The 20,357-nt window shown below is 72.5% G+C and carries 21 protein-coding genes and 1 pseudogene; 7 read left to right on the top strand and 15 right to left on the bottom strand.

Translation table 11 applies throughout. The features are described from left to right. Positions 1-43 precede the first annotated feature (43 nt). Complete coding sequence (locus tag AB0C17_RS23160) at positions 44-370, top strand: hypothetical protein (protein WP_357480402.1); 327 nt, start codon at positions 44-46, stop codon at positions 368-370. Between the two features lie 89 nt (positions 371-459). Here the strand turns inward: AB0C17_RS23160 and valS are convergent, their stop codons facing one another. The 5 genes from valS to AB0C17_RS23135 all read right to left on the bottom strand — a co-directional run bounded on the left by valS (position 460) and on the right by AB0C17_RS23135 (position 8,878). Further along, the gene (gene valS, locus AB0C17_RS23155) at positions 460-3,024 is read right to left on the bottom strand and encodes a valine--tRNA ligase (protein WP_357480399.1); all 2,565 of its coding nucleotides are present in this window, start codon (positions 3,022-3,024) and stop codon (positions 460-462) included. Positions 3,025-3,086: 62 nt separating this feature from the next. After that, positions 3,087-4,919, bottom strand: a complete 1,833-nt coding sequence (locus AB0C17_RS23150; protein ID WP_357391104.1) for an ABC transporter ATP-binding protein — start codon at positions 4,917-4,919, stop codon at positions 3,087-3,089. A 140-nt stretch (positions 4,920-5,059) separates the two neighbouring features. Beyond that, positions 5,060-6,778, bottom strand: a complete 1,719-nt coding sequence (locus AB0C17_RS23145) for an ABC transporter ATP-binding protein (RefSeq protein WP_357480421.1) — start codon at positions 6,776-6,778, stop codon at positions 5,060-5,062. Between the two features lie 139 nt (positions 6,779-6,917). After that, positions 6,918-7,430 carry a methylated-DNA--[protein]-cysteine S-methyltransferase gene (locus AB0C17_RS23140; protein WP_357480396.1) on the bottom strand — a complete coding sequence of 171 codons (513 nt, stop codon included), beginning with the start codon at positions 7,428-7,430 and terminating at the stop codon, positions 6,918-6,920. Beyond that, positions 7,427-8,878 carry an AlkA N-terminal domain-containing protein gene (locus tag AB0C17_RS23135; RefSeq protein ID WP_357480393.1) on the bottom strand — a complete coding sequence of 484 codons (1,452 nt, stop codon included), beginning with the start codon at positions 8,876-8,878 and terminating at the stop codon, positions 7,427-7,429. Before AB0C17_RS23135 ends, AB0C17_RS23140 begins: the two co-directional genes overlap by 4 nt. Before the next feature lie 242 nt (positions 8,879-9,120). Here AB0C17_RS23135 and AB0C17_RS23130 point away from each other — a divergent pair, with 242 nt between their 5' ends. Continuing rightward, positions 9,121-9,585, top strand: coding sequence for a hypothetical protein (locus AB0C17_RS23130; protein WP_357391096.1), 465 nt, complete (start codon positions 9,121-9,123; stop codon positions 9,583-9,585). Positions 9,586-9,665: 80 nt separating this feature from the next. Here the strand turns inward: AB0C17_RS23130 and AB0C17_RS23125 are convergent. Further along, positions 9,666-10,487, bottom strand: a pseudogene (locus tag AB0C17_RS23125) (EamA family transporter); the annotation flags it as partial. A 93-nt stretch (positions 10,488-10,580) separates the two neighbouring features. Here AB0C17_RS23125 and AB0C17_RS23120 point away from each other — a divergent pair. From AB0C17_RS23120 to ychF, 3 genes are read left to right on the top strand one after another with little or no spacing between them, the layout of a single operon-like run. After that, positions 10,581-11,093, top strand: coding sequence for a MarR family transcriptional regulator (locus tag AB0C17_RS23120; protein ID WP_357391098.1), 513 nt, complete (start codon positions 10,581-10,583; stop codon positions 11,091-11,093). 31 nt (positions 11,094-11,124) lie between these two features. Then, a complete protein-coding gene (locus AB0C17_RS23115) occupies positions 11,125-11,871 on the top strand; it encodes a peptidase E (protein WP_357391100.1) in 747 nt (248 codons plus the stop codon). A 58-nt stretch (positions 11,872-11,929) separates the two neighbouring features. Next, positions 11,930-13,015 (top strand): redox-regulated ATPase YchF, encoded by a 1,086-nt coding sequence (ychF, locus tag AB0C17_RS23110; protein ID WP_357480390.1) that lies wholly within the window; start codon positions 11,930-11,932, stop codon positions 13,013-13,015. A 305-nt stretch (positions 13,016-13,320) separates the two neighbouring features. Here ychF and AB0C17_RS23105 read toward each other — a convergent pair whose 3' ends face one another. From AB0C17_RS23105 to AB0C17_RS23090, 4 genes are all read right to left on the bottom strand, one after another. Further along, the gene (locus AB0C17_RS23105) at positions 13,321-13,638 is read right to left on the bottom strand and encodes a hypothetical protein (protein WP_357390945.1); all 318 of its coding nucleotides are present in this window, start codon (positions 13,636-13,638) and stop codon (positions 13,321-13,323) included. Between the two features lie 469 nt (positions 13,639-14,107). Next, a complete protein-coding gene (locus AB0C17_RS23100; RefSeq protein WP_357474703.1) occupies positions 14,108-14,803 on the bottom strand; it encodes an ABC transporter permease in 696 nt (231 codons plus the stop codon). Continuing rightward, positions 14,800-15,678 carry an ABC transporter ATP-binding protein gene (locus AB0C17_RS23095; RefSeq protein ID WP_357390949.1) on the bottom strand — a complete coding sequence of 293 codons (879 nt, stop codon included), beginning with the start codon at positions 15,676-15,678 and terminating at the stop codon, positions 14,800-14,802. Before AB0C17_RS23095 ends, AB0C17_RS23100 begins: the two co-directional genes overlap by 4 nt. Then, positions 15,675-16,034: a GntR family transcriptional regulator gene (locus tag AB0C17_RS23090; protein ID WP_262015862.1), complete on the bottom strand. Its 360-nt coding sequence runs from the start codon at positions 16,032-16,034 to the stop codon at positions 15,675-15,677. Before AB0C17_RS23090 ends, AB0C17_RS23095 begins: the two co-directional genes overlap by 4 nt. A gap of 82 nt (positions 16,035-16,116) precedes the next feature. Here AB0C17_RS23090 and AB0C17_RS23085 point away from each other — a divergent pair, with 82 nt between their 5' ends. Continuing rightward, positions 16,117-16,548, top strand: a complete 432-nt coding sequence (locus AB0C17_RS23085) for a hypothetical protein (RefSeq protein ID WP_357474693.1) — start codon at positions 16,117-16,119, stop codon at positions 16,546-16,548. Between the two features lie 111 nt (positions 16,549-16,659). Here the strand turns inward: AB0C17_RS23085 and AB0C17_RS23080 are convergent, their stop codons facing one another. The 5 genes from AB0C17_RS23080 to AB0C17_RS23060 all read right to left on the bottom strand — a co-directional run bounded on the left by AB0C17_RS23080 (position 16,660) and on the right by AB0C17_RS23060 (position 19,625). Further along, positions 16,660-17,151, bottom strand: a complete 492-nt coding sequence (locus tag AB0C17_RS23080; RefSeq protein ID WP_357474690.1) for an N-acetyltransferase family protein — start codon at positions 17,149-17,151, stop codon at positions 16,660-16,662. A 98-nt stretch (positions 17,152-17,249) separates the two neighbouring features. After that, a complete protein-coding gene (locus AB0C17_RS23075) occupies positions 17,250-17,981 on the bottom strand; it encodes a class I SAM-dependent methyltransferase (protein ID WP_357474726.1) in 732 nt (243 codons plus the stop codon). A 205-nt stretch (positions 17,982-18,186) separates the two neighbouring features. Further along, entirely contained in the window at positions 18,187-18,900 is a 714-nt protein-coding gene (locus tag AB0C17_RS23070; RefSeq protein WP_357480387.1) for an ElyC/SanA/YdcF family protein, read from the bottom strand. Positions 18,901-18,922: 22 nt separating this feature from the next. Beyond that, the gene (locus AB0C17_RS23065; protein ID WP_357390957.1) at positions 18,923-19,285 is read right to left on the bottom strand and encodes a PH domain-containing protein; all 363 of its coding nucleotides are present in this window, start codon (positions 19,283-19,285) and stop codon (positions 18,923-18,925) included. Between the two features lie 31 nt (positions 19,286-19,316). Next, positions 19,317-19,625 carry a 4a-hydroxytetrahydrobiopterin dehydratase gene (locus tag AB0C17_RS23060; RefSeq protein ID WP_357390959.1) on the bottom strand — a complete coding sequence of 103 codons (309 nt, stop codon included), beginning with the start codon at positions 19,623-19,625 and terminating at the stop codon, positions 19,317-19,319. A 184-nt stretch (positions 19,626-19,809) separates the two neighbouring features. Here AB0C17_RS23060 and AB0C17_RS23055 point away from each other — a divergent pair, with 184 nt between their 5' ends. Next, positions 19,810-20,250, top strand: coding sequence for a (deoxy)nucleoside triphosphate pyrophosphohydrolase (locus AB0C17_RS23055; RefSeq protein WP_357390961.1), 441 nt, complete (start codon positions 19,810-19,812; stop codon positions 20,248-20,250). The last annotated feature ends 107 nt before the right edge of the window (positions 20,251-20,357 follow it).

Genomic DNA, 20,357 nt, shown 5'->3' with positions numbered 1-20,357 from the left:
CGGGTCCACACCCTCCGCCCCCGCCGCCACGTCCGTGCCGCCGGTGACCCCAGCGCCGGCGGGCCTCGACGACGCCACCCGGACGGCCTGCGCGAAGGCGGAGAAGGACATCACGGCCGCCCTCAAGGAGGTGGCCGAGGCGGAGAAGATCGGCCCGCCGGCCGGCCACTCGGCGGTCAGCGCCCAGTACTCGGCCGGCTCGGCCACGCTCTACACGCACGCCTTCACCAGCAGCGACGAGGTCAACGGCGCGGTAAGGGGCGTCGCCACCGCCATGGCCGACCTCGCCGACACCTGGGCCACGGCGCCGAGCAAGGCGGATCTCACCGCCGCCCGGGCCAAGCTCAAGACCGCCTGCGCGGCGAGCTGAGGCACCTACCGCCGCCGGCCCTTCGAGGTGTTAAGAAGGGCCCCTTCTACAACGCCAGGCGTTAATAAGGGGCCCTTCCTTACACAGGGTCAGAACGCGCAGGCGATGACCAGTTCGGTGGTGCGGTCGGGCAGCAGGTCGAGCTTCGCGATCCGGCCCGCCGCGCGCAGATCGTCGGCGACGGTGCCGAGCTGGTCGAGCACCGCCGCCGGTCCGAGCGCCTCGGCCAGCGGCACGTCCGCCTTCATCGACAGCTTCCGCTCCGACTTGGCGCGGCGCACCTGGCCCAGCGCGTCCGCGGCCAGCCGCAGCAGCTCCGGGTCACCCGGCGCGGCCATCGTGCGGGACACCTCGTACGTGGTCGGCCACGGCGAGCGGTGCACCGAGCCGTACCGCCACCACGACCAGACCTCCTCGGTGACGAACGGCAGCACCGGCGCGAACAGGCGCAACTGCACCGACAGCGCGGTCGCCAGCGCCGCCCGGGCCGAGTCGGCGGCCGGCCCGGTGCCGTAGGCGCGTTCCTTCACCAACTCGATGTAGTCGTCGCAGAACCGCCAGAAGAACGCCTCGGCGGCCATCAGGGCGGCCGTGTGGTCGTACCCGTCGAAGGCGGACGTCGCCACCCCGACCACGCCGGACAGTTCGGCGAGCATCGCGGTGTCCAGCGGTTGGGTCACCGGGGCCCGCAGCGCGTCGGCGGCGCCCAGCCCGAGCGCGAACCGGGACGCGTTGAGCAGCTTGGTGGCCAGCCGGCGGCCCACCTTGACCTGGGCCGGGTCGTAGGCCAGGTCCGTGCCCGGCTTGCCGCTGGCGGCCCAGTAGCGGACCGCGTCGGATCCGTTGCGCTCCAGCAGCGCCATCGGCGTGACCACGTTGCCCTTGGACTTCGACATCTTCTTGCGGTCCGGGTCGAGTATCCAGCCGGAGAGCACAGCCGTGTGCCACGGCAGCGCGCCGTGTTCCAGGTGGGACCGGGCCACCGTGGCGAACAGCCAGGTCCGGATGATGTCGTGCCCCTGCGGGCGCAGGTCCATCGGGAAGACCCGGCCGAACAGGTCCGGGTCGGTCTCCCAGCCGCCGACGATCTGCGGGGTCAGCGACGACGTGGCCCAGGTGTCCAGCACGTCCGGGTCGCCGGTGAAACCACCCGGCTGCCCGCGCTGCGACTCGTCGTAACCGGGCGGCGGCTCGCTCGTCGGGTCGATCGGGAGCATCGCCTCGTCCGGTATGAGAGGGTGGGACCAGTCCGGCTCGCCAACGTTGTCGAGCCGGTACCACACCGGCACCGGCACGCCGAAGAACCGCTGCCGGCTGACCAGCCAGTCGCCGGTGAGACCGCCCACCCAGTGCTCGTACCGGTGCCGCATGTGCTCCGGCACCCAGCGCAGCTCCCGCCCCCGGGCCAGCAGCTCCTCGCGCAGGCCGGCGTCCCGGCCGCCATTGCGCAGATACCACTGCCGGGTCGAGACGATCTCCAGCGGCCGGTCGCCGCGCTCGTAGAACTTCACCGGATGGGTGATCGGCCGTGGCTCGCCGACCAGGTCGCCCGCGTCGGCAAGCAGCTCCACCAGCGTCCGCCGGGCGCCGTTCACCGTCTGCCCGGCCAGCGCCGCGTAGGGCTGCGCCGGCACGCCGGCCGGCGGCTCCGGCAGCAGCCGCCCGTCCCGGCCGATCACCACGCGGGTGTCCAGCCGCAGTTCCCGCCACCAGGTCACGTCGGTCAGGTCACCGAACGTGCAGACCATCGCGATGCCCGTGCCCTTGGCCGGGTCCGCCAGCGGGTGCGCGCGCACCGGCACCTCGACCCCGAACACCGGGGTACGCGCAGCCGCGCCGACCAGGTCCGCGTACCGCTCGTCGTCGGGGTGGCAGACCAGCGCCACGCAGGCCGGCAGCAGCTCCGGGCGGGTGGTGTCGATCAGCACCTCGCGGCCGTCCGGGCCGGTGAACCGCAGCCGGTGGTACGCGCTCGGCCGCTCCCGGTCCTCCAGTTCCGCCTGCGCCACGGCGGTGCCGTACCCGACGTCCCACAGCGTCGGCGCCTCGGCCTGGTACGCCTCGCCCCGGGCCAGGTTGCGCAGGAACGCGCGTTGGCTCGCCGCGCGGGCCGCCGAACCGATCGTGGTGTACGTCAGCGACCAGTCCACCGACAGCCCGAGCCGCCGCCACAGCGTCTCGAACGCCTTCTCGTCCTCGGCAGTGAGCAGTTCACACAGCTCGATGAAGTTGCGCCGGGAGATCGCCGTCGGGTTCTTCCGGGCCGCGTCGTCCACCGGTGCGGCCGGCGGGCGCCAGTCCCTGTCGTACGGCAGCGCCGGATCGGGGCGCACGCCGTAGACGTTCTGCACCCGGCGTTCGGTGGGCAGCCCGTTGTCGTCCCAGCCCATCGGGTAGAAGACGGTCCGCCCGCGCATCCGCTGGAACCGGGCCACCGCGTCGGTGTGCGTGTACGAGAAGACGTGTCCCATGTGCAGCTCGCCCGACACGGTCGGCGGGGGAGTGTCGATCGCGTATACGTCCGGCCGCTCCTTCGTGCGGTCGAACGCGTACGTGCCGTCGGACTGCCAGCGGCGGGCCCAGGTCTCCTCGAGGCCGTCCAGGCTCGGACGCTCGGGGACGCCGCCGCGGGCGCTCCTCGTCGTGTCGGTCATCAGCCGATGGTAGGCAGCCGGGCCGCCGCACTCCACGACTTTCCCCACCCCGCGCAGGGCGGTCAGAGGAGGGAGTCGCGCCACTGGCGGTGCAGGGCGGCGTAGCGGCCGTCGGCCGCGATCAGCTCCGCCGGTGGGCCGTCCTCCACGATCCGCCCGCCGTCGAGGACCAGCACCCGGTCCGCCGTCTCCACGGTGGAGAGCCGGTGGGCGATGACCAGGGCGGTACGGTCGCGCAACACGCTGCGCAGGGCCCGCTGCACCAGCCGCTCGGTCGGCACGTCGAGCGCCGAGGTCGCCTCGTCGAGGATCAGCACCCGGGGGTCGGCGAGGAACGCCCGGGCGAACGCCACGAGCTGCCGCTGCCCGGCGGAGAGCCGGCCGCCGCGCCGGTGCACGTCGGTGGCGTACCCGTCGGGCAGCGCGGCGATGAAGTCGTGCGCGCCGATCGCCCGCGCGGCGCCGACCACCGCCTCGTCGTCGGCGTCCGGGCGGCCGAACCTGATGTTGTCGGCCACGGAACCGCTGAACAGGTGGGTCTCCTGAGTCACCAGCACCACCGCCCGGCGCAGCTCGGCGTCGGCCAGGTCGCGCAGGTCAACTCCGTCCAGCCGGACCGCTCCCGCGTCCGGGTCGTGGAAGCGGGCCACGAGCTTCGCGACAGTGGACTTGCCGGCGCCGGTCGGGCCGATCAGCGCCACCGTCTGCCCGGACGGCACGGTCAGGTCCAGGCCGGACAGGATCGGCGTCCGGCGGCGGTAGCCGAAGCCGACGGCGCGGAACACGATCGCCCCGCGCGGCGGCCCGGCGGGCAGCGGCACCGGCCGGGCAGGTTCGGGCACCGCCGGGCGCTCGTCCAGCACGCCGGCCAGCTTCTCCAGCGCGGCGGTCGCCGACTGGAGCGAGTTGTAGAACTGGCTCAACTCCTCCATCGGCTCGAAGAAGCGGCGCAGGTAGAGCAGGAACGCGGCGAGCACGCCCACCTCGACGCCGCCGCCCAGCACCCGCCAGCCGCCGTACCCGAGCACCACCGCCGCGGTCAGGTTGCCGATCAACCGGATGCCCGGCGAGTAGATCGCGATCAGCCGGAACGCGTTCAGGCTGGAACGCCGGTAGTCGTCGTTCACGGTGGCGAAGATGCGGTCGTTGCGGTCCTCCCGCCGGTACGCCTGCACGGCCCGGATCCCGCGCAGCGATTCGACGAAGTGCACGATGACCAGCGCGACCGCCTCCCGGGTGCGCCGGTACGCCCCGGCCGACGCGTGGGCGAACCAGCGCGACAGCACGAACAGGAAGGGGAACGCGAGCAGCGTCACCGCCGCCAGCGGCAGGTCCAGCCAGAGCAGGATGCCCGCCACCGACAGCACCGACAGCCCGGCCATCACCAGCTTGTCGATGCCGCCGTCGACCAGCTCGGCGATCGACTCCAGGTCGCTGGTCAGCCGGGACACCATCCGGCCGGAGGTGTAGCGCTCGTGGAACCCGACGTCGAGGCGGAGGAAGTGCCCGTACACCCGGCGGCGCAGGTCCAGCAGGACGGCCTGGCCGATCCGGGCGGCGAGGGTGAGGAACGCGCGCCGGGCCGCGTACTCGACAGCTGTGGCGACCACGAACGCGGCGGCGACAGCAACCAGCGGGCCCGCGTCACCGGCCCGCAGCGGCCCGATGCCCCGATCGATGCCGAGCATGACCAGGTACGGCCCGGACATCGCGGCGGCGTTCTGGGCCAGCAGCAACGCCACCGCCAGCCCGAGCGCCCGCCGGTGCGGGCGTAGCAACAGCCGCAGCAGCACCCGGCTGCGGGCGCGCAGCCGGGCCACCGCCTCCGGGGACGAGTCCTCGGCCCGGCTGCGGTCGGCGTCCGGATCGGTGGCCCGCCCCCGCCAGCGGGACAGGTCGTCACCGCCGCCGTGGGGCGCGCCGGTCGTCGCGTGGCTGTCCGGTGGGGCCGGGTCGCCGCTGCCACCGCGCGCGCCGGTGGTGCCGGAGCCGTTCGGCGCGTCGCGGGGCCGGGGTACCCGCGGCACGCGGCCGGTCACGAGCGCACCAGGCCGACGCCGCCGGTCCGGCGCTCCGGCTCGGCGGACAGCACCGCCCGGTACGCGGGCACCCGGGCCAGCAGCTCCGAGTGGGTGCCGACGGCGACGATCCGGCCGCCGTCGAGCAACGCCACCCGGTCGGCCAGCGCCACTGTCGAGGGGCGGTGCGCCACCAGCAGGGTGGTGGTCGCGGTCTCCCGCAGCACCCGGCGCAGGGCCGCCTCGACGAGCGCCTCGGTGTGCACGTCGAGCGCGGAGAGCGGGTCGTCGAGCACCAGCACCGCGGGCCGGCCGAGCACCGCCCGCGCCAGCGCGAGCCGCTGCCGCTGCCCGCCGGACAACGACAGCCCCTGCTCACCGACGCGGGTGGCCAGCCCCCACGGCAGCTCGTACGCGAACTCCGCCTGGGCCAGCGTCAGCGCGGCCCGGACCTCGTCCTCGCTCGCGTCCGGCCGGCCCAGGGTGAGGTTCTCCCAGACCGACATGGAGAACAGCGTCGGCTCCTCGAACGCCACGGCGACCAGCCGGCGCAAGGAATCCAACCGCAGGTCACGCACGTCGTGCCCGTCGAGCGTGATCCGGCCGCCGGTCGCCTCGTGGAGCCGGGGGACGAGCGACAGCAGCGTGCTCTTGCCGCAGCCGGTGATGCCGACGAGCGCCATCGTCTCGCCCGGTTCGACGGTCAGGTCCAGGTCGCGCAGCACCGGCGCGGACGTGCCGGGATAGCGGAAGCCGACCGCCTCGAAGCGGAGCCGGCCGCGTACCTCGCCCCGGTCGAGTGGCCGGGCCCATGGGCCGTCCACGATGGTCGGAGGTGTGTCCAGCACCTCCTGGATCCGGTCGGCGGCGGTCGCGGCCTCCTGGCCGTTGGCGATGATCCAGCCCAGCGACTGCACCGGCCAGATCAGCATGAGCTGGAGGCTGACGAACGCGACCAGCTCGCCGATGGACAGCACGCCCTCGGCGACCGCCGCGGCGCCGGCCACCAGGACGGCACCGAGCGTCAGGTTGGGCACCAGGTCGAACAGCGCTGACGTCCGGGCCAGCAGCCGGGCCTTGCCGATCCCGGTGTCGTGCAGCCGGCGTGCGCCGACGGCGAACTGGGCCGCCAGTTCCGGCCCGCGCCCGTATGCCCGCATCGTGCGCAACCCCAGCGCCGTCTCCTCGACCAGTGTGGCGACGTCGCCCTGCTGGTCCTGCATCCGGCGCGACGCCGCGTGGTAGTGGCGCGCGAACCGGCGGCTGATCAGGAACAGCGGTACGGCGCTGGCCGCGACCAGCAGCCCCAGCCACGGGTGCAGCCGGATCAGCAGCGCCACCACCGCCGCGTAGGTGACCAGGTTGAGCACCAGGAACAGCAGCCCGAAGGAGAGGAACCGCCTGATCACCGACAGGTCGCTGGTGATCCGGGACAGCAACTGGCCGGACTGCCAGCGGTCGTGGAAGGAGGCCGGAAGCCGTTGCAGGTGGGCGTAGATGTCAGCGCGGATGGCGGCCTCCATGCCCACCGAGGACGACGACTGCGTCCAGCGGCGAATGAAGATCAGGACCGCCTCGGCCAGGCCGAGCAGCAGCGCCAGGCCACCGAGCCGGAGCAGCCCGGCCTCGTCGTGACGGGCCACCGGCCCGTCGACCACCCGCTGCACCACCAGCGGTACGGCCAGGCTCGCCGCGGTGGCGGCGAGCGCCGCCACCAGCAGCCAGGCGAACTCCATCGCGTACGGGCGCAGGTAGGGCCGCAGCCGCCAGAGGTTGCGCAGCGGCTGGGACCGGGCGCGGAGATGCGCCGCGGGATTGCCGTCGCTGGACGCGGGCACTACCCGACGGTAGCCGTCGGGGGTGGCAGACGGGCTGTCAGCTAACCGTCACCCGTCCCTCATGCCCGAGAAGCCACTTCTTCACATCCAGCCCCCAGCGGTACCCGCCCAGCGTGCCGTCGGTACGCAGCACCCGGTGGCAGGGCACGAACAGCGCGGCGGCGTTGCGGGCGCAGGCCGCCGCGGCGGCCCGCACGGCAGCCGGTCGTCCGGCCAGCGCGGCGAACCCGGTGTAGGTGACCGGGTCGCCGGGCTTGACGTCGCGCAGCACCCGCCAGGCGTGCGTCAGGAAGGGCCCGCCGGTGTGCTGCTCGACCGCTACCGCGTCGATGGCGGCGAGGTCACCGTCCAGGTAGGCGCGAACGGCGGCGGTCACCGGACCGAGGTCGGCCCGTTTCCGCAGCTCACCGCGCAGACTCGGGTGGATCAACGGCATCAGGGCCGCCGGGTCGGCGGTGAAGCCCGCCGCGCGTACCGACCCGCCCGGGCCGGCGAGCACGCTGAACGGGCCGGCGGGGGTGTCGATGACTGTGCTGTCCACAGTGCTCATGCTGCTCTCCAGAGTCGGATGGTCGCGTACGACCGCCAGGGACGCCAGCGGTCGGCGTACGCGGACAGGGTCTTCAGGTCGTCGGGCAGGCCGAGCGCTGCCGCGCCCCGGCGTACGCCCAGGTCGGTGGCGAGCGCGACGTCGGGGTCGCCGAGCGCGCGCATGGCCAGGTAGCCGGTGGTCCACGGGCCGATGCCGGGCACCGAGGCCAGGAGCCGGACCGTCTCCTCCCGGTCGCCTCCGGGTTCCAGGTCGAGGTCGCCGTCGGCGACCGCGCGGGCCAGCGCGCGGAGCGTCTCCCGGCGTGCCGCCGGCATCCGGAACGCCGTGTCCGGCGCCGCGAGCACCTCCGCCGGACCGGGGAAGGCCACCAGGCCGTCAGCCGGGTCGTCGCCACCCGCCCCGCTCGCGGCCCGGGTGGCGGCGAGCAGGCGGGTGAGCGTGGTGCGCGCCGAGGCCAGCGAGACCTGCTGGGTGGCGACGGCGCGGACGGCCAGCTCGAACCCGTCGACCGCGTGCGGCAGCCGGACGCCGGGCTCGGCCGCGACGGCCGGGGCCAGCGCCGGGTCGGCGGCCAGGACGGCGTCCACCGCGACCGGGTCGGCGTCCAGGTCGAGCAGGCGGCGGCAGCGGGCCACAGCCGGGGCCAGGTCACGCATGTCGGCCAGCCGCAGCGTGGCGTCGATGTGGCCGTCGGCGGGGGTCAGCGCCACCGTGGCGGGACCGTGCGGCAGGCGCAGCCCTCGGTGGTAGGTGCCGTCGCGGACCACCTCGACGCGGGGGAGTGCGCGCAGCGCGAGGAAGTCCAGCAGCGCGCCCGCGTGCAGCGGGGGCCGGTATGCCAGCCGCAGCGAGAGCGTGCCCGCCCCGGTGGCCGTGGCCGGGCCGCGCCGCCGGGCCCGCAGCTCGGACGGGGTGCCGCCGTAGACCTCGCGGACCGTGTCGTTGAACTGCCTGATGCTGCCGAACCCGGCGGCGAAGGCCACCTCGGCCAGGCCGAGGCCGGTGGTCTCGATCAGGATCCGGGCGGTCTGCGCGCGCTGGGCCCGGGCCAGTGCCAGCGGGCCGGCGCCCAGCTCGGCCCGGAGCATCCGGTGCAGGTGCCGCTCGGTGTAGCCCAGCCGGGTGGCCAGGCCGGGCACCCCGTCCCGGTCCACGACGCCGTCGGCGATCAGCCGCATGGCGCGGCCGACCAGGTCGGCCCGGACGTCCCACTCGGGTGAGCCCGGTGCCGCGTCCGGCCGGCACCGGCGGCACGCCCGGAGCCCGGCCCCCTGCGCGGCGGCGGCGGACGGGAAGAACCGGACGTTGCGTCGCTTGGGTGTCATTGCCGGACAGGACGGCCGGCAGTAGATCCCGGTCGACGTCACACCGGTGTAGAACCAGCCGTCGAACCGCGGGTCGCGGCTGTCGACGGCCCGGTAGCACCGCTCGAAGTCCAGTTCCATGCCACGATCCTGCCTCGCAGCTCCCCGGCTCGGCTGGCGGGATTCAGACATGACATGAGGCAGTCGCGCCAGCTCGGGGAGGTGGCGGTATCCCCGGCCCCGGGACACCGCCACCCCGCCGAGGTGGCGTGGATCATGTGGGGCGCATCCGAGAAAGTGTCGTAAGTGGTCGGTAGCGTCCCGCCACCAACTCAAGAAGAGGTGCGGGGCATGGCGAGCGTGGCCGGGCGGGGTGTCCGCTGATGCGATCGGGGCGAGCACCGTTGGACGCCGCGGTGGTGGAGGGCTTCTACGAGCGGATGCGGGTGGTGGCGCCGGCCGCGTACGGCGCGATCGAGCGCGACCGGGCCGGTGATCCCGGCCGCCCCTTCGCGGACACCGCCTGCGGGCGGCTGGCCAGTTCCCTCGACCCGGACGGGCTGCGCGCGCTCGGCATGTGGGCGCACCACTGGTGCATGCGCTTCTACGACGACGACACCCGGGTCGGCCTGCGGCTGGTCCGGGAGATCGCGGCCCGCCCCGGCCTGGGCTGGACCGCTGACGAGGTGCGGTGGCTGCTCGACCGGTCGTACGCGGCCGGGCCCGCCGCCGCGCACCGGTTCACGCTGCCGCTCGCGGCAGCCGCGCAGCTGCCGGCCGGCGTGCTCCCCGAGGGCGTCGCCGCCGAGGCGTGGCCGGACGACTGGCGCCGGCTGCGGGCCGGCTGACGGCGTGGCGACCCGGGCGACGTCCTGTCGCTCGGGTGCGGGCGCGACGATCGGTCCGGCATCTGGGCGAGCACCGTGGCCGCCACCGCCACCGCGAAGCCGGTGAGCTGGACCGGGTCCAGCGCCTCGTCGAGCACCACCCAGCCGAGCGCCGCGGCGGTCAGCGGGCTCAGCGTGCCGAGCACCGACACGCGGGACACCGGCAGCCGCGCCGCGCCACGGAACCACAGCACGTACGCCAGCGCGGTGCCGGCCAGCCCGAGCCACGCGTACCCGAGCACCGCCGGCCCGTCGGGCGCGGGCGGCGCGCCCTCGACGGCGGCGGCGACCGGCACGATCATCAGGCCACCGGCGACGAGCTGCCAGCTCGTCGCGGTGAGGACGCCCACTCCGGGCGGCCGCCCCCAGCGGCGGGTGAGCACCAGCCCGGCGGCCATCGCCACCGCGCCGGCCAGCCCGGCGGCGACGCCGAGCGGGTCGAGACCGGCGCCGGGACGCAGCACCACCAGCGCGACGCCGAGCGGTGCGGCCGCGGCGGCGACCAGTGCGGGCCGGGTGGGGCGGTCGCGGAGCAGGGCGACGGTGAGCACCGCCACCAGCAGTGGCTGCGCGGCGCCGAGCACGGCGGCGGTGCCGCCGGGCAGCCGGTACGCGGCGAGGAACAGCAGCGGGAAGAACACCCCGATGTTCAGCGCGCCGAGCACTGCGGCTCGTCCCCACCAGACGCCGTGTGGTCGTCGGCGGGTCAGGGCGAGCAGCAGCAGGCCGGCCGGGAGGGCCCGGATCGCGCCGGCCCAGAGCGGCCGGTCCGGCGGGAGGAGTTCGGCGGTGACGAGGTAGGTGGTGCCCCAGGTGACAGGGGCGGCGGCGGTGAGCGCGACGTCGGTCCAGCGAGGGTTCATGGAAGCCTCCTTCTCGTGGCTAAGTATCTTAGCGCTAAGCTAATCAGGGGTTAGCGAAAAGAGGAAGTGGGACGTGCGGCACAATCGGCAGCCGTGACAGGCGACGAGGTGGACGTGATCGTCGAGCAGTGGCAACGGGAGCGGCCCGGCATGCGGCCCGAACCGATGGCCGTGTTCGGCCGCATCTACCGGCTCGCCCGGCTGGTCGGCGACGGCCAGGAGAAGGTGTACGCGGGCTGGGGCATCGGCCGGGGTGAGTTCGACGTGCTCGCAGCGCTGCGACGCTCCGGCGCGCCGTACACGCTGGCGCCGAAGGAGCTCGCCGCCTCGCTGATGCTCACCTCCGGCGGCATGACCGGGCGGCTCGACCGGCTCGAACGGGCCGGCCTGGTGCGCCGCTCGCCGGATCCGGCCGACCGGCGGGCGCTGCGGGTCAGCCTCACCGACACCGGTCGCCGGGTGGTCGAGGAGTCGGCCGAGGCCGGCCTCGCCGTGCAACGGCGGATCCTCGACGCGTTGCCGCCCGCCGACCAGGAACGGCTCGCCGATTTGCTTCGTACGTTGCTCGCAGCGGCCACGGCCGGACCCGCCGATCCGGCACAATGATCGGCACCCGTCACCGGCCGGAAGGACGCCCGTGCCCGCCACCGAACCGACGATCGTCGCCACCAGCATGGGTTTCGCCAGCCGTCGCCGTGGCCCCTGGGACGCCCGGCCCAGCGCCCTGTTCGACCTGATGGCCGAGCTGGCCGGGGCCGGTGACGCGCCCCGCGTCTGCTACCTCGGCCAGGCCACCGGCGACCAGCCGACCGGGTTCACCGTCTTCTACGGCGCCTTCGCCGGCACCCGGTTCCGCGCCTCCCACCTGGCGCTCTACCCGATGCCGAACGTCGAGGACATCCGCGCCCACCTGCTCGCGCAGGACGTCGTCTGGGTCGGCGGCGGCAGCGTGGCGAACCTCTGCGCGGTCTGGCGGGTGCACGGCCTGCCGGAGATCCTGCACGAGTGCTGGCAGGCCGGCGTGGTGCTCGGCGGGGTGTCCGCCGGCTCGATCTGCTGGCACACCGGTGGCGCCACCGACAGCTACGGCCCGACGCTGCGGCCCTTCACCGAAGGGCTGGGCTGGCTCCCGTACGGCAATGGCGTGCACTACGACAGCGAGGAGCAGCGCCGCCCGCTGATGCACCGGCTGGTCGCCGACGGCACGCTGCCGGCCAGCCACTGCACCGACGACGGCGTCGGACTGATCTACCGGGGCACCCGGCTGGCCGAGGCGGTGGCCGACCGGCCCGGCGTGGCCGCGTACGAGCTGGTCCGCGCCGAGGACGGCACCGTCCGGGAGACCCGGATCGAGCCGCGCCTGCTCTCCGCCGCGCCGGAGTGACCGGGTTCGCGGACCTGCCTGCCCGGCGCGGGTGGCGAAGCGCGTAAGCTGGTTCGTCGTGAGTCTCACCATCGGCATCGTCGGCCTGCCCAACGTGGGCAAGAGCACCCTGTTCAACGCGCTGACCAAGAACGACGTGCTCGCCGCGAACTACCCGTTCGCCACCATCGAGCCTAATGTCGGCGTGGTCGGGCTGCCCGACGAGCGGCTGGCGAAGCTGGCGGAGATCTTCTCCTCGCAGAAGGTGCTGCCGGCGCCGGTCTCGTTCGTCGACATCGCCGGACTGGTCCGGGGCGCCTCCAAGGGGCAGGGCCGCGGCAACGCGTTCCTCGCCAACATCCGCGACGCCTCGGCGATCTGCCAGGTGGTGCGTGCCTTCTCCGACCCGAACGTGGTGCACGTCGACGGCAAGGTCTCTCCGGCCGACGACATCGAGACGATCAACACCGAGCTGATCCTGGCCGACATCCAGACGCTGGAGAAGGCGCTGCCCCGGCTGGAGAAGGAGGCCAAGCTCCGCAAGGACCGGGCCGCCGCCGTCGAGGCCGCCAAGAAGGCGGTCGAGGTCCTCGACAACGGCGTGACCCTGTACGCGGGCGCCGCCGCCGCGAAGGTCGAGCTGGAACACCTGCGTGAGCTGCACCTGCTCACCACCAAGCCGTTCCTCTACGTCTTCAACGTCGACGAGGCCGAGCTGGGCAACGAGGAGTTCCTCGACGAGCTGCGCGGCCTGGTCGCGCCCGCCGAGGCGATCTTCATGGATGCCAAGATCGAGTCCGAGCTGGTGGACCTGCCCGAGGACGAGGCCCGTGAGCTGCTGGAGTCGATCGGGCAGTCCGAACCGGGCCTGAACCAGCTCGTCCGGGTGGGCTTCCGGACGCTCGGGCTCCAGACGTACCTGACGGCCGGCCCCAAGGAGGCGCGGGCCTGGACCATCCCGGTCGGCGCGACCGCGCCGGAGGCCGCCGGGGTGATCCACAGCGACTTCCAGCGCGGGTTCATCAAGGCCGAGGTGGTCTCCTACAACGACCTGGTCGAGGCCGGATCGATGGCGGCGGCCAAGGCCGCCGGCAAGGTCCGGATCGAGGGCAAGGAGTACGTCATGCAGGACGGCGACGTGGTGGAGTTCCGCTTCAACGTCTGAATCCGGCCTGTTTCCGCAGTTCAGAACGGTGGTGCCTCGCTCTGGGGCGCACCGCGGGGTGCAGCCCCCACGCCTCATCGACCGGCGGCGCGGGGTTGTGGTTACCGCGTCTCCGGCGCGGGACGCTCCGGCTTCAGGACGGCGGGTGCACGACCTGGGCAACCGAGCAGACCTTGCCCGGTCCGCCAGCGTCCGAACGTGTGTCGAGGGCCGTCTTGATGTGGCGGGTCGGGCGGTAGCCCGCTCCTCAGGAGGGCGGGCCGGCGGGCGAACGGGATGGCCTCAGGCTGACAAGCTCTTCAATGTCAGTTTTCTTCCGCATCAACGACCGCCTCAATGTCGGCGCCAGAAGGAGTATCGAGCCAATCCGTGATTTTCCCATCCATTCCACAGCCTTCTATGACGTTCTTGCCCCCTACCGACTTCTCGTGGAACCTGTAACAGTCGCCCTTGGTGGCAATCCATAGAAATTTGTCTTTCCGCGTCGCCCATGGAAACGTCACGGCCCAGCCATCGCAGTCCTTGTCCTTGTTTGCTTCGAAAACATCGCCCGCGCCCTGTTCGGAATTCACTGTCATTACAGGGCGGTTTGAATCGTTCCGCACGACTCCCAGCTTTGCCATGGCTCCACTCCTCAATGGCTGGTTTGCTCGGAAACTTCATTGCCAAACCAGAAGATACCGTCCAGGCCCCAGGGTGTGCGGAAAATCGAAAAATATCGACAACGGCGGCGGCGCCAGGCTGGATACGGAGTGCGCGGACCTGCTCAAGGAGCGCCCAGAGGGCGAATGCGCGACTTGTGAACGTGGGGCAGCGAGCAGTAAAGCGGCAGCACAAGAAAACGGCTCAAGTGCGACTGCGGCTTCGGCAGCGAACTGGTCGCCCGGGGCACGGTGAACGGCGAATTCGAGCTCTGCTGGGAGCTGGCGGACAAGCCGGCCGACATGTGGACGTGCGTGGCGGCGACATCGGATGCCGGACCGGAGAACGCTATCCGGGGCATGGTGGGCCTGCTTCTGGGTGTGCTGGATGGGCACCGGGGCGGTCGCCGGCCCGCTCGCGCGTACCGGCGACCGCCACCCGTACCTGCCGTCAGGCGTTCGCCCGGCGGATGGCCGCCATGCCTCCGATCGCGGCCACCACCGCCACCAGGGCGGGCCACCCCACCAGCAGGCTGACCTGGTGCTGGCTGCTCAACCACTGCCAGATGTCGCCGAACCAGTCCTGCCAGATGACCAGCGCGGTGAGCAGGCCGGCCACCAGGATCAGGGCCGCGCCGGCACCGAGCAGGCCGTTCATGCCGAACCGGACGTACCAGACGGCGACGAAGATGGAGACGAAGTTCAGGAACAGGAACGGCACCGCGTAGACGGCGATCTGCAACAGCCCGTTGTCGACGTCGATGTACGGGATCCGGAAGAACCGGAGCTCGATCCCGAAGCCGCCGGTGGCGCCCTCGATCAGGTTGAGCAGGTAGAGCAGGACGCCGTAGGCGACCGCCTGCACCACGTTGACGAGCACCGTGGCGAGGTAGAAGGTGCGCCGGGTGACGCCCATGCCGAGGGCGAACGGGAACACCTGGCTGATCGATGCGGCGGCGACGATCGAGCAGACGATGTAGAGGCTGGCCAGACCGCCCGTGGTGTTCTTGCCCGGCGCCGCCTCGTCGATCGAGGCGAAGATCAGCAGGTTGACGCCGAGCGAGATGGCCATGATGCCCCACGGCCAGGCCAGCTGGCCGATCCAGGCGATGGTGTGCATCCGGGCGACGTCGAGGATGCGAGTCATCGGGAGTTCGTCCTTTCCGTCGTCAGGCGCACCACGGCCTGCTGCAGCGATACCGGTGCCAGGTCGATGCCGAGCTTCTTGGCGCGCAGCCGTTCGGCGTTGTCGAACGAGCCGCGTAGCGTCGTCCGGGCGGCGCCGCCGAGCTGTTCGCGGTGCAGCACCGCGTACGCGGTCCCGAACTCGTCCACCGCCTCGGCGGGGCCGGTCGCCTCCATCACCTCGCCGCGCAGGTCGTCGCTGGGCGCGTCGAGCAGCAGCCTGCCGTGATCGAGCAGCACCACGTGCTCGATCAGGTCGGCCACCTCGTCGATGAGGTGCGTGGAGAGCACGACGGTGCGCGGGTTCTCGGCGTAGTCGACCAGCAGCCGGTCGTAGAAGAGCTGCCGGGCCACCGCGTCGAGACCGAGGTACGGCTCGTCGAAGAAGGTCAGCGGCGCCCGTGCGGCCAGGCCGATCGTGACGCCCAGCGCGGACGTCATACCGCGGGACAGCTTGCGCACGTTGCGCTTGCGTGGCAGCTCGAAGTCGTCCACGAGGGACTGCGCGAAGTCCTCGTCCCAGTTCGGGAACAGCCGCCCGGCCAGGCTCAGGACGTGCCGGACCTGGTAGGCGGCCGGGTACGTCTGGCTCTCCTTGATGAAGACCACCCGCGACAGCGCCCGCTCGTTCTCGTACGGCCGCTCGCCGAAGAGTGTCAGGTCGCCACTGGAGACGCTCTGCTGGCCGGTGATCAGCTGCATCAGCGTCGTCTTTCCGGCACCGTTGCGGCCGAGGAGGCCGTAGATCTTGTTTCCCGTCAGGGTGAAGGTGACGTTGTCGAGAGCGGCCACGTCGCCGTACCGCTTCGTGAGGCCGGCAGCCGCCACGACGCTCATCGTTGCTCCTCCCATGTCTCGATGAGCTTCTTCAGCTCCTCGGTGCCGATGCCCAATTTTCGGGCCTCCTCGATGAGGGGCCGCACGTACTGGTCGGAGAACTCGTGCCGGCGACGCTCTCGGAGTGTTTCGCTGGCCCCCGTTGCCACGAACATTCCGATTCCCCGGCGTTTGTAGAGAATCCCGTCATCGACCAGGCGGTTGATCCCCTTGGCAGCGGTCGCCGGATTGATCCGGTGAAACGCCGCCAGCTCGTTTGTGGACGGCACCTGGGTCTCCTCCGCGTACGTCCCGTCGATGATCGAGTTCTCGATCAGCTCCGCGATCTGGACGAAGATCGGCCGACCGTCATCCATACCAGCTCCGTTGGTTCATTACTCATGTAGTTAACCATCGCACCGCCGCGCCGCCCCGTCAAGTGCCTTAGGGGTTCGCGCCGTGGAACTGAGGATCGACGAGAGTACGCGCCAGGCACGGGAGTTCGTCTGCGGCTGTTGCGACACCGCCGCGGAGCGGACCTGGGCCGACATCCGCACCGATGACGCGACAGTGGCCGTCTACTTCGCGAGCTGCTACCACCACGACGGCGCGCACGAGGTCTGGATCGACGCGATCCTGGGCAGCTGGGGCCGCGACGACGTCGACGACCACGTCACCTTCGGCTGCCGGGTCGGGCCGGTGGCCGGCTCGCCGGGGCCGGCCGCGACGCTCGTCAACGGTGGTGAGGTCGCGGGGGACAGCCCGATCTTCGGCCGCAAGCTCAGCCGCGAGGAAGGGCTGACCCATCCCCGGCTCGCCGAGTTCTGGCAGATGGTCGACCTGATCCTGGAGCGGGACGCCCTGGTGCGCCGTCACCTGGCCGGCACCTGACCAGCCCGGTGATCAAGGGGTTTACGTCACCCGGACCAGGCCGACCGGACACCAACTCCTTGATCACCGGGGTGAGCCGGGGGCGGAGGCGGGGGAGGGCGGGGGCGGGGGTCAGATCTCTGGGCTGCGGCGTTCGATCAAGGTTACGTCTCGCCAGGTGCCGTGGTGGCGGCCGACCCGCTCGCGGGTGCCGACGACGCGGAAGCCGCACGCCGCGTGCAGCGCGAGACTCGCGGTGTTCTCCGGGAACACGCCGGACTGGATGGTCCAGATCCCGGCCGCCTCGGTGGAGGCGATCAGCGCCTCCAGCAGCGCCCGGCCGACCCCGCGCCCGCGCCCCCTCGGGTGCACGTAGACGGAGTGCTCGACCACGCCGGCGTAGACGCAGCGGTCGGAGACCGCCGAGCAGGCCACCCAGCCGAGTACGTCGCCCGCCTCGTCGAGCGCCACCCAGCGGTGGCCGGGCAGCCGTCCAGCGGTGAACCGCGTCCAGTCCGGCGGCTCGGTCTCGAACGTGGCGTTCCCCTCGGCGATGCCCAGGCGGTAGATCTCCAGCACGGCGTCGGCGTGCGAGTCGTCCATGGCGGCGACGGTGACTGTCATCGGTCCCTCCTGCCCGGGACCGCGCAGACCCCGGCGGCGTCAGCGTATCGGCGCAGGCCGAGGGCCGGGACGCGAAACCCCGGCCCTCGGCGTGACCGCTACCGGCGCCGGTAGACGGAGATGTGCGCGCTGCTGTCCGCGTCGAACGGCGACCGGTCCCAGTCGGCGTACCGCTCGGTGAGCCGGAGCCCGGCCCGCTCCGCCAGCTCGTCGATCTGCTCCGGCCAGGCGTACCGCATGGCGAACGGCTTCAGGTGCACGCCGGCGGCGTCGAACGTGACGGTCTGCCGCACGAACGTCTGCGCCGCCCGGTCGTACCGGTGCATGCGGATGGTGGCCGAGTCCTCGGTCACCTCCCGCACCTGGACCTGCTCGTCCCGGTCGAAGTCCGCCGGGTCGGGCACGAAGGTCTCGATGACGAACGCCCCGCCGGGCGCGAGCACCCGGGCGACGTTGCGGAAGCACGCCGCCTGGCGCTCCTCCGAGACCAGGTTGAACAGCGTGTTGAACACCAGGAAGACCAGACGGTACGGCCCCGGGACGGGGACGTCCGCCATGTCGCCGATGGTGACCGGCATGTCGGCGCCGCCGGGCTTGGCGCGCAGGTGCGCCACCATCTCCGGGGACGCCTCGACGCCCTCCACGGCCAGGCCGCGCGCGGCGAGTGGCAGGGCCACGCGGCCGGTGCCCACAGCCAGTTCGAGCACCGGACCGCCCTCGGCCAGCGGGGCGAGGAAGTCGACGGCCGGGGCCGGGTCGGGATTGCCGGGGCCGTCGTAGGTGGCGGCCCAGAGCCGGCCGAACAGGCCGGGATCGTCGAAGAGGGACATCACGCGCCCTCCCGCCGGGCGGACGGGACAGGACGCGGCGCGAGGTCAGTGACCTCCGCCGGAATGGGGTACGACAACACGAAGCCTCGTTTCGGATGGGGTGACGACGGGGCGGCTGGGCTTCGCAGCGTGTGGCATGGCGGTGCTCCCTCCGGTCGGCTTCGCGGGTTCAGCAGAACAGCCACCGGCCCGGGCGACAACCGGATTACGCCCGCAACGCGTCGTCCACGCCGGTCTCCCGGCGGCCGAGGTGCACCGGGTCACGCCCGGTGAGCACGTCCACGGCGGCCTTCACGCACGCCCCGTACTCCCGGGTGGAGCTGATCCGCCACTGGCGGGCGTACCGGCGGGCGGTGTCGTCACCGACGCCGACGGCCTCGATGCCGGCGTCCCGGCAGAGCGCCACCGCGCGCGGCAGGTGGAACGACTGGGTGACCACTGTGGCCCGCCGCACGCCGAAGACCCGGTACGCGCGCACGCACGAGTCGTACGTGTCGAACCCGGCGTGGTCCAGCACCGTCTTCTCCGCCGGCACACCCCGCTCGACGAGCCAGCGCCGCATCGCGTCCGGCTCGTCGTAGTCCCAGTCCATGTGGTCGCCGGAGAGCAGGAGCGCCTTGACCTTGCCGGCGGCGTACAACTGGCGGGCGGTCTCCAGCCGGCCGGCCAGGAATGGCGACGGCGTGCCGTCCGGTTCCACCTTGGTGCCCAGCACCACTGCCACCGGCGTCTCCGGCGCGCCAGCGGCGTCGAACAGGTGGCCCTCGGCCGTGTCGCGGACCCAGGTCACGCTGGCGACGGTCGCGGCGCCCAGCAGCAGCGCGACGGCGGTGGCGAGCACCAAGAGGCGGCCGGCCAGGCGTACGGCCCGCCGGTGCGCGCCGCGCCAGACCCGCCACCGCGCCGTCAGCCCTCGCATGGCGGCGATTGTGCCAGGCGGGTCAGGAGATGTGGTGCAGGATCACGTTGTGGACGTGGTGGCTCTTCTGCTCGCCCCGGAACTCGACCTCGTAGGTGTGCGTGCCGACGTGCACAGCGATCGACCCGGTGGAGAAGAACGAACCACCCCAGGACTTGTTGCTCACCACGCTCACGCTGGTGATCTTCGAGTACGGGATGCTGGTGATCGCGTACCGCTTGCCGACGAAGGAGCGGTCCTGGATGATCACGCGCCGGTCGGTCAGGCCGATGAAGCCGGTGCCGGTGCCGATCGCGTCGTAGACGGCGATGATCTGCTCACCGGGCAGCAGCCCGCTCTGGATCTGCTGGAACTGTTCCTTGCGGTCGTACGTGGGGCCAGACATGCACCACAGGGTAGGCGGGACGCGCCAGCGCTCAGTGCTCGGTGACCGCCCGGACCGCGTCCTCGATGCGCGCGGCGAGCAGCACCTCACCCTCGGTGAGCGGTTCGCCGTCGTCGTGCCCGAGCCGGATCTGGGTGCGGTCGGCCCGGCGGCTGATCTCGGGGCGCAGCCGCAGCGCGTCGGCGACCACCGCCACCCGCTCGGTGAGCGCGGCGTGCTGCGTGTCGTCGAGGACGATCGTGCGGCGGATCTGTTCGCCCTCGCGCGTCCATCCGGACAGCAGGGCGAGTGCGTCGCTGAGATAGTCGTGCTTCGCACGGCCGCTGAACAGCACGCGCATCACCGCACCTCCCAGGCGTCGTTGCCGGCTTGTGGCCAAATCGTCGCCATCCCGTGTCCCAGTCGACGCCCTCTAGTCTCTCGCCGCTCAGATGGTGTGTCCACGCCCACACTTCCGTGTTCTGCTGACCTGACGGCCGACGCAGCTACCCAAACCGCCGATTGATCTGGCACGCTGGTGGCCCGTGCGGACCGAACGGGTTAGCGGAAGCGGGCAGGCCGACCGGCGGGAGCCGAGGGTGGTCGTCGGGGCGGCGATCATCGAGGGCGGCCGGGTGCTGGCATGCGAGCGCTCCGCGCCCCCCGAGGTGGCGGGGCGTTGGGAGTTCCCGGGCGGAAAGGTCGAGCCGGGCGAGGCCGAGACCGACGCGCTGGCCCGGGAGTGCGTCGAGGAACTGGGCGTACGGGTGTCCGTCGGCGCCCGTGTCGGCCGCGACGTGCGGATGGCGCACGGCCGGTCCGTGCTGCGCGTCTACGCCGCCCGTCTGCTGCACGGTGACGAGCCGAAGGCGCTGGAGCACGCCGAGCTGCGCTGGCTGTCCGCCGCCGAGCTGGACAGCGTCGACTGGCTGCCGGCCGACGTGCCGATCGTGGCCGCGCTGCGACCGCTGCTCGACGCCTCCTGAACGAGCACGGCACGGGCCGGGCCGTCCGGAGAACCGGACAGCCGGGCGGAAACGGGACGAGGGCCCGCGGCGTGTGCCGCTGGCCCCCGTCATCGTCGTGCTGCTGT

The organism is Micromonospora sp. NPDC048887, from assembly GCF_040649715.1.
Classification (GTDB): Bacteria; Actinomycetota; Actinomycetes; order Mycobacteriales; family Micromonosporaceae; genus Micromonospora.
Note: the sequence above shows the minus strand (reverse complement) of the source record. Positions and strands in the feature narration are given on the sequence as shown.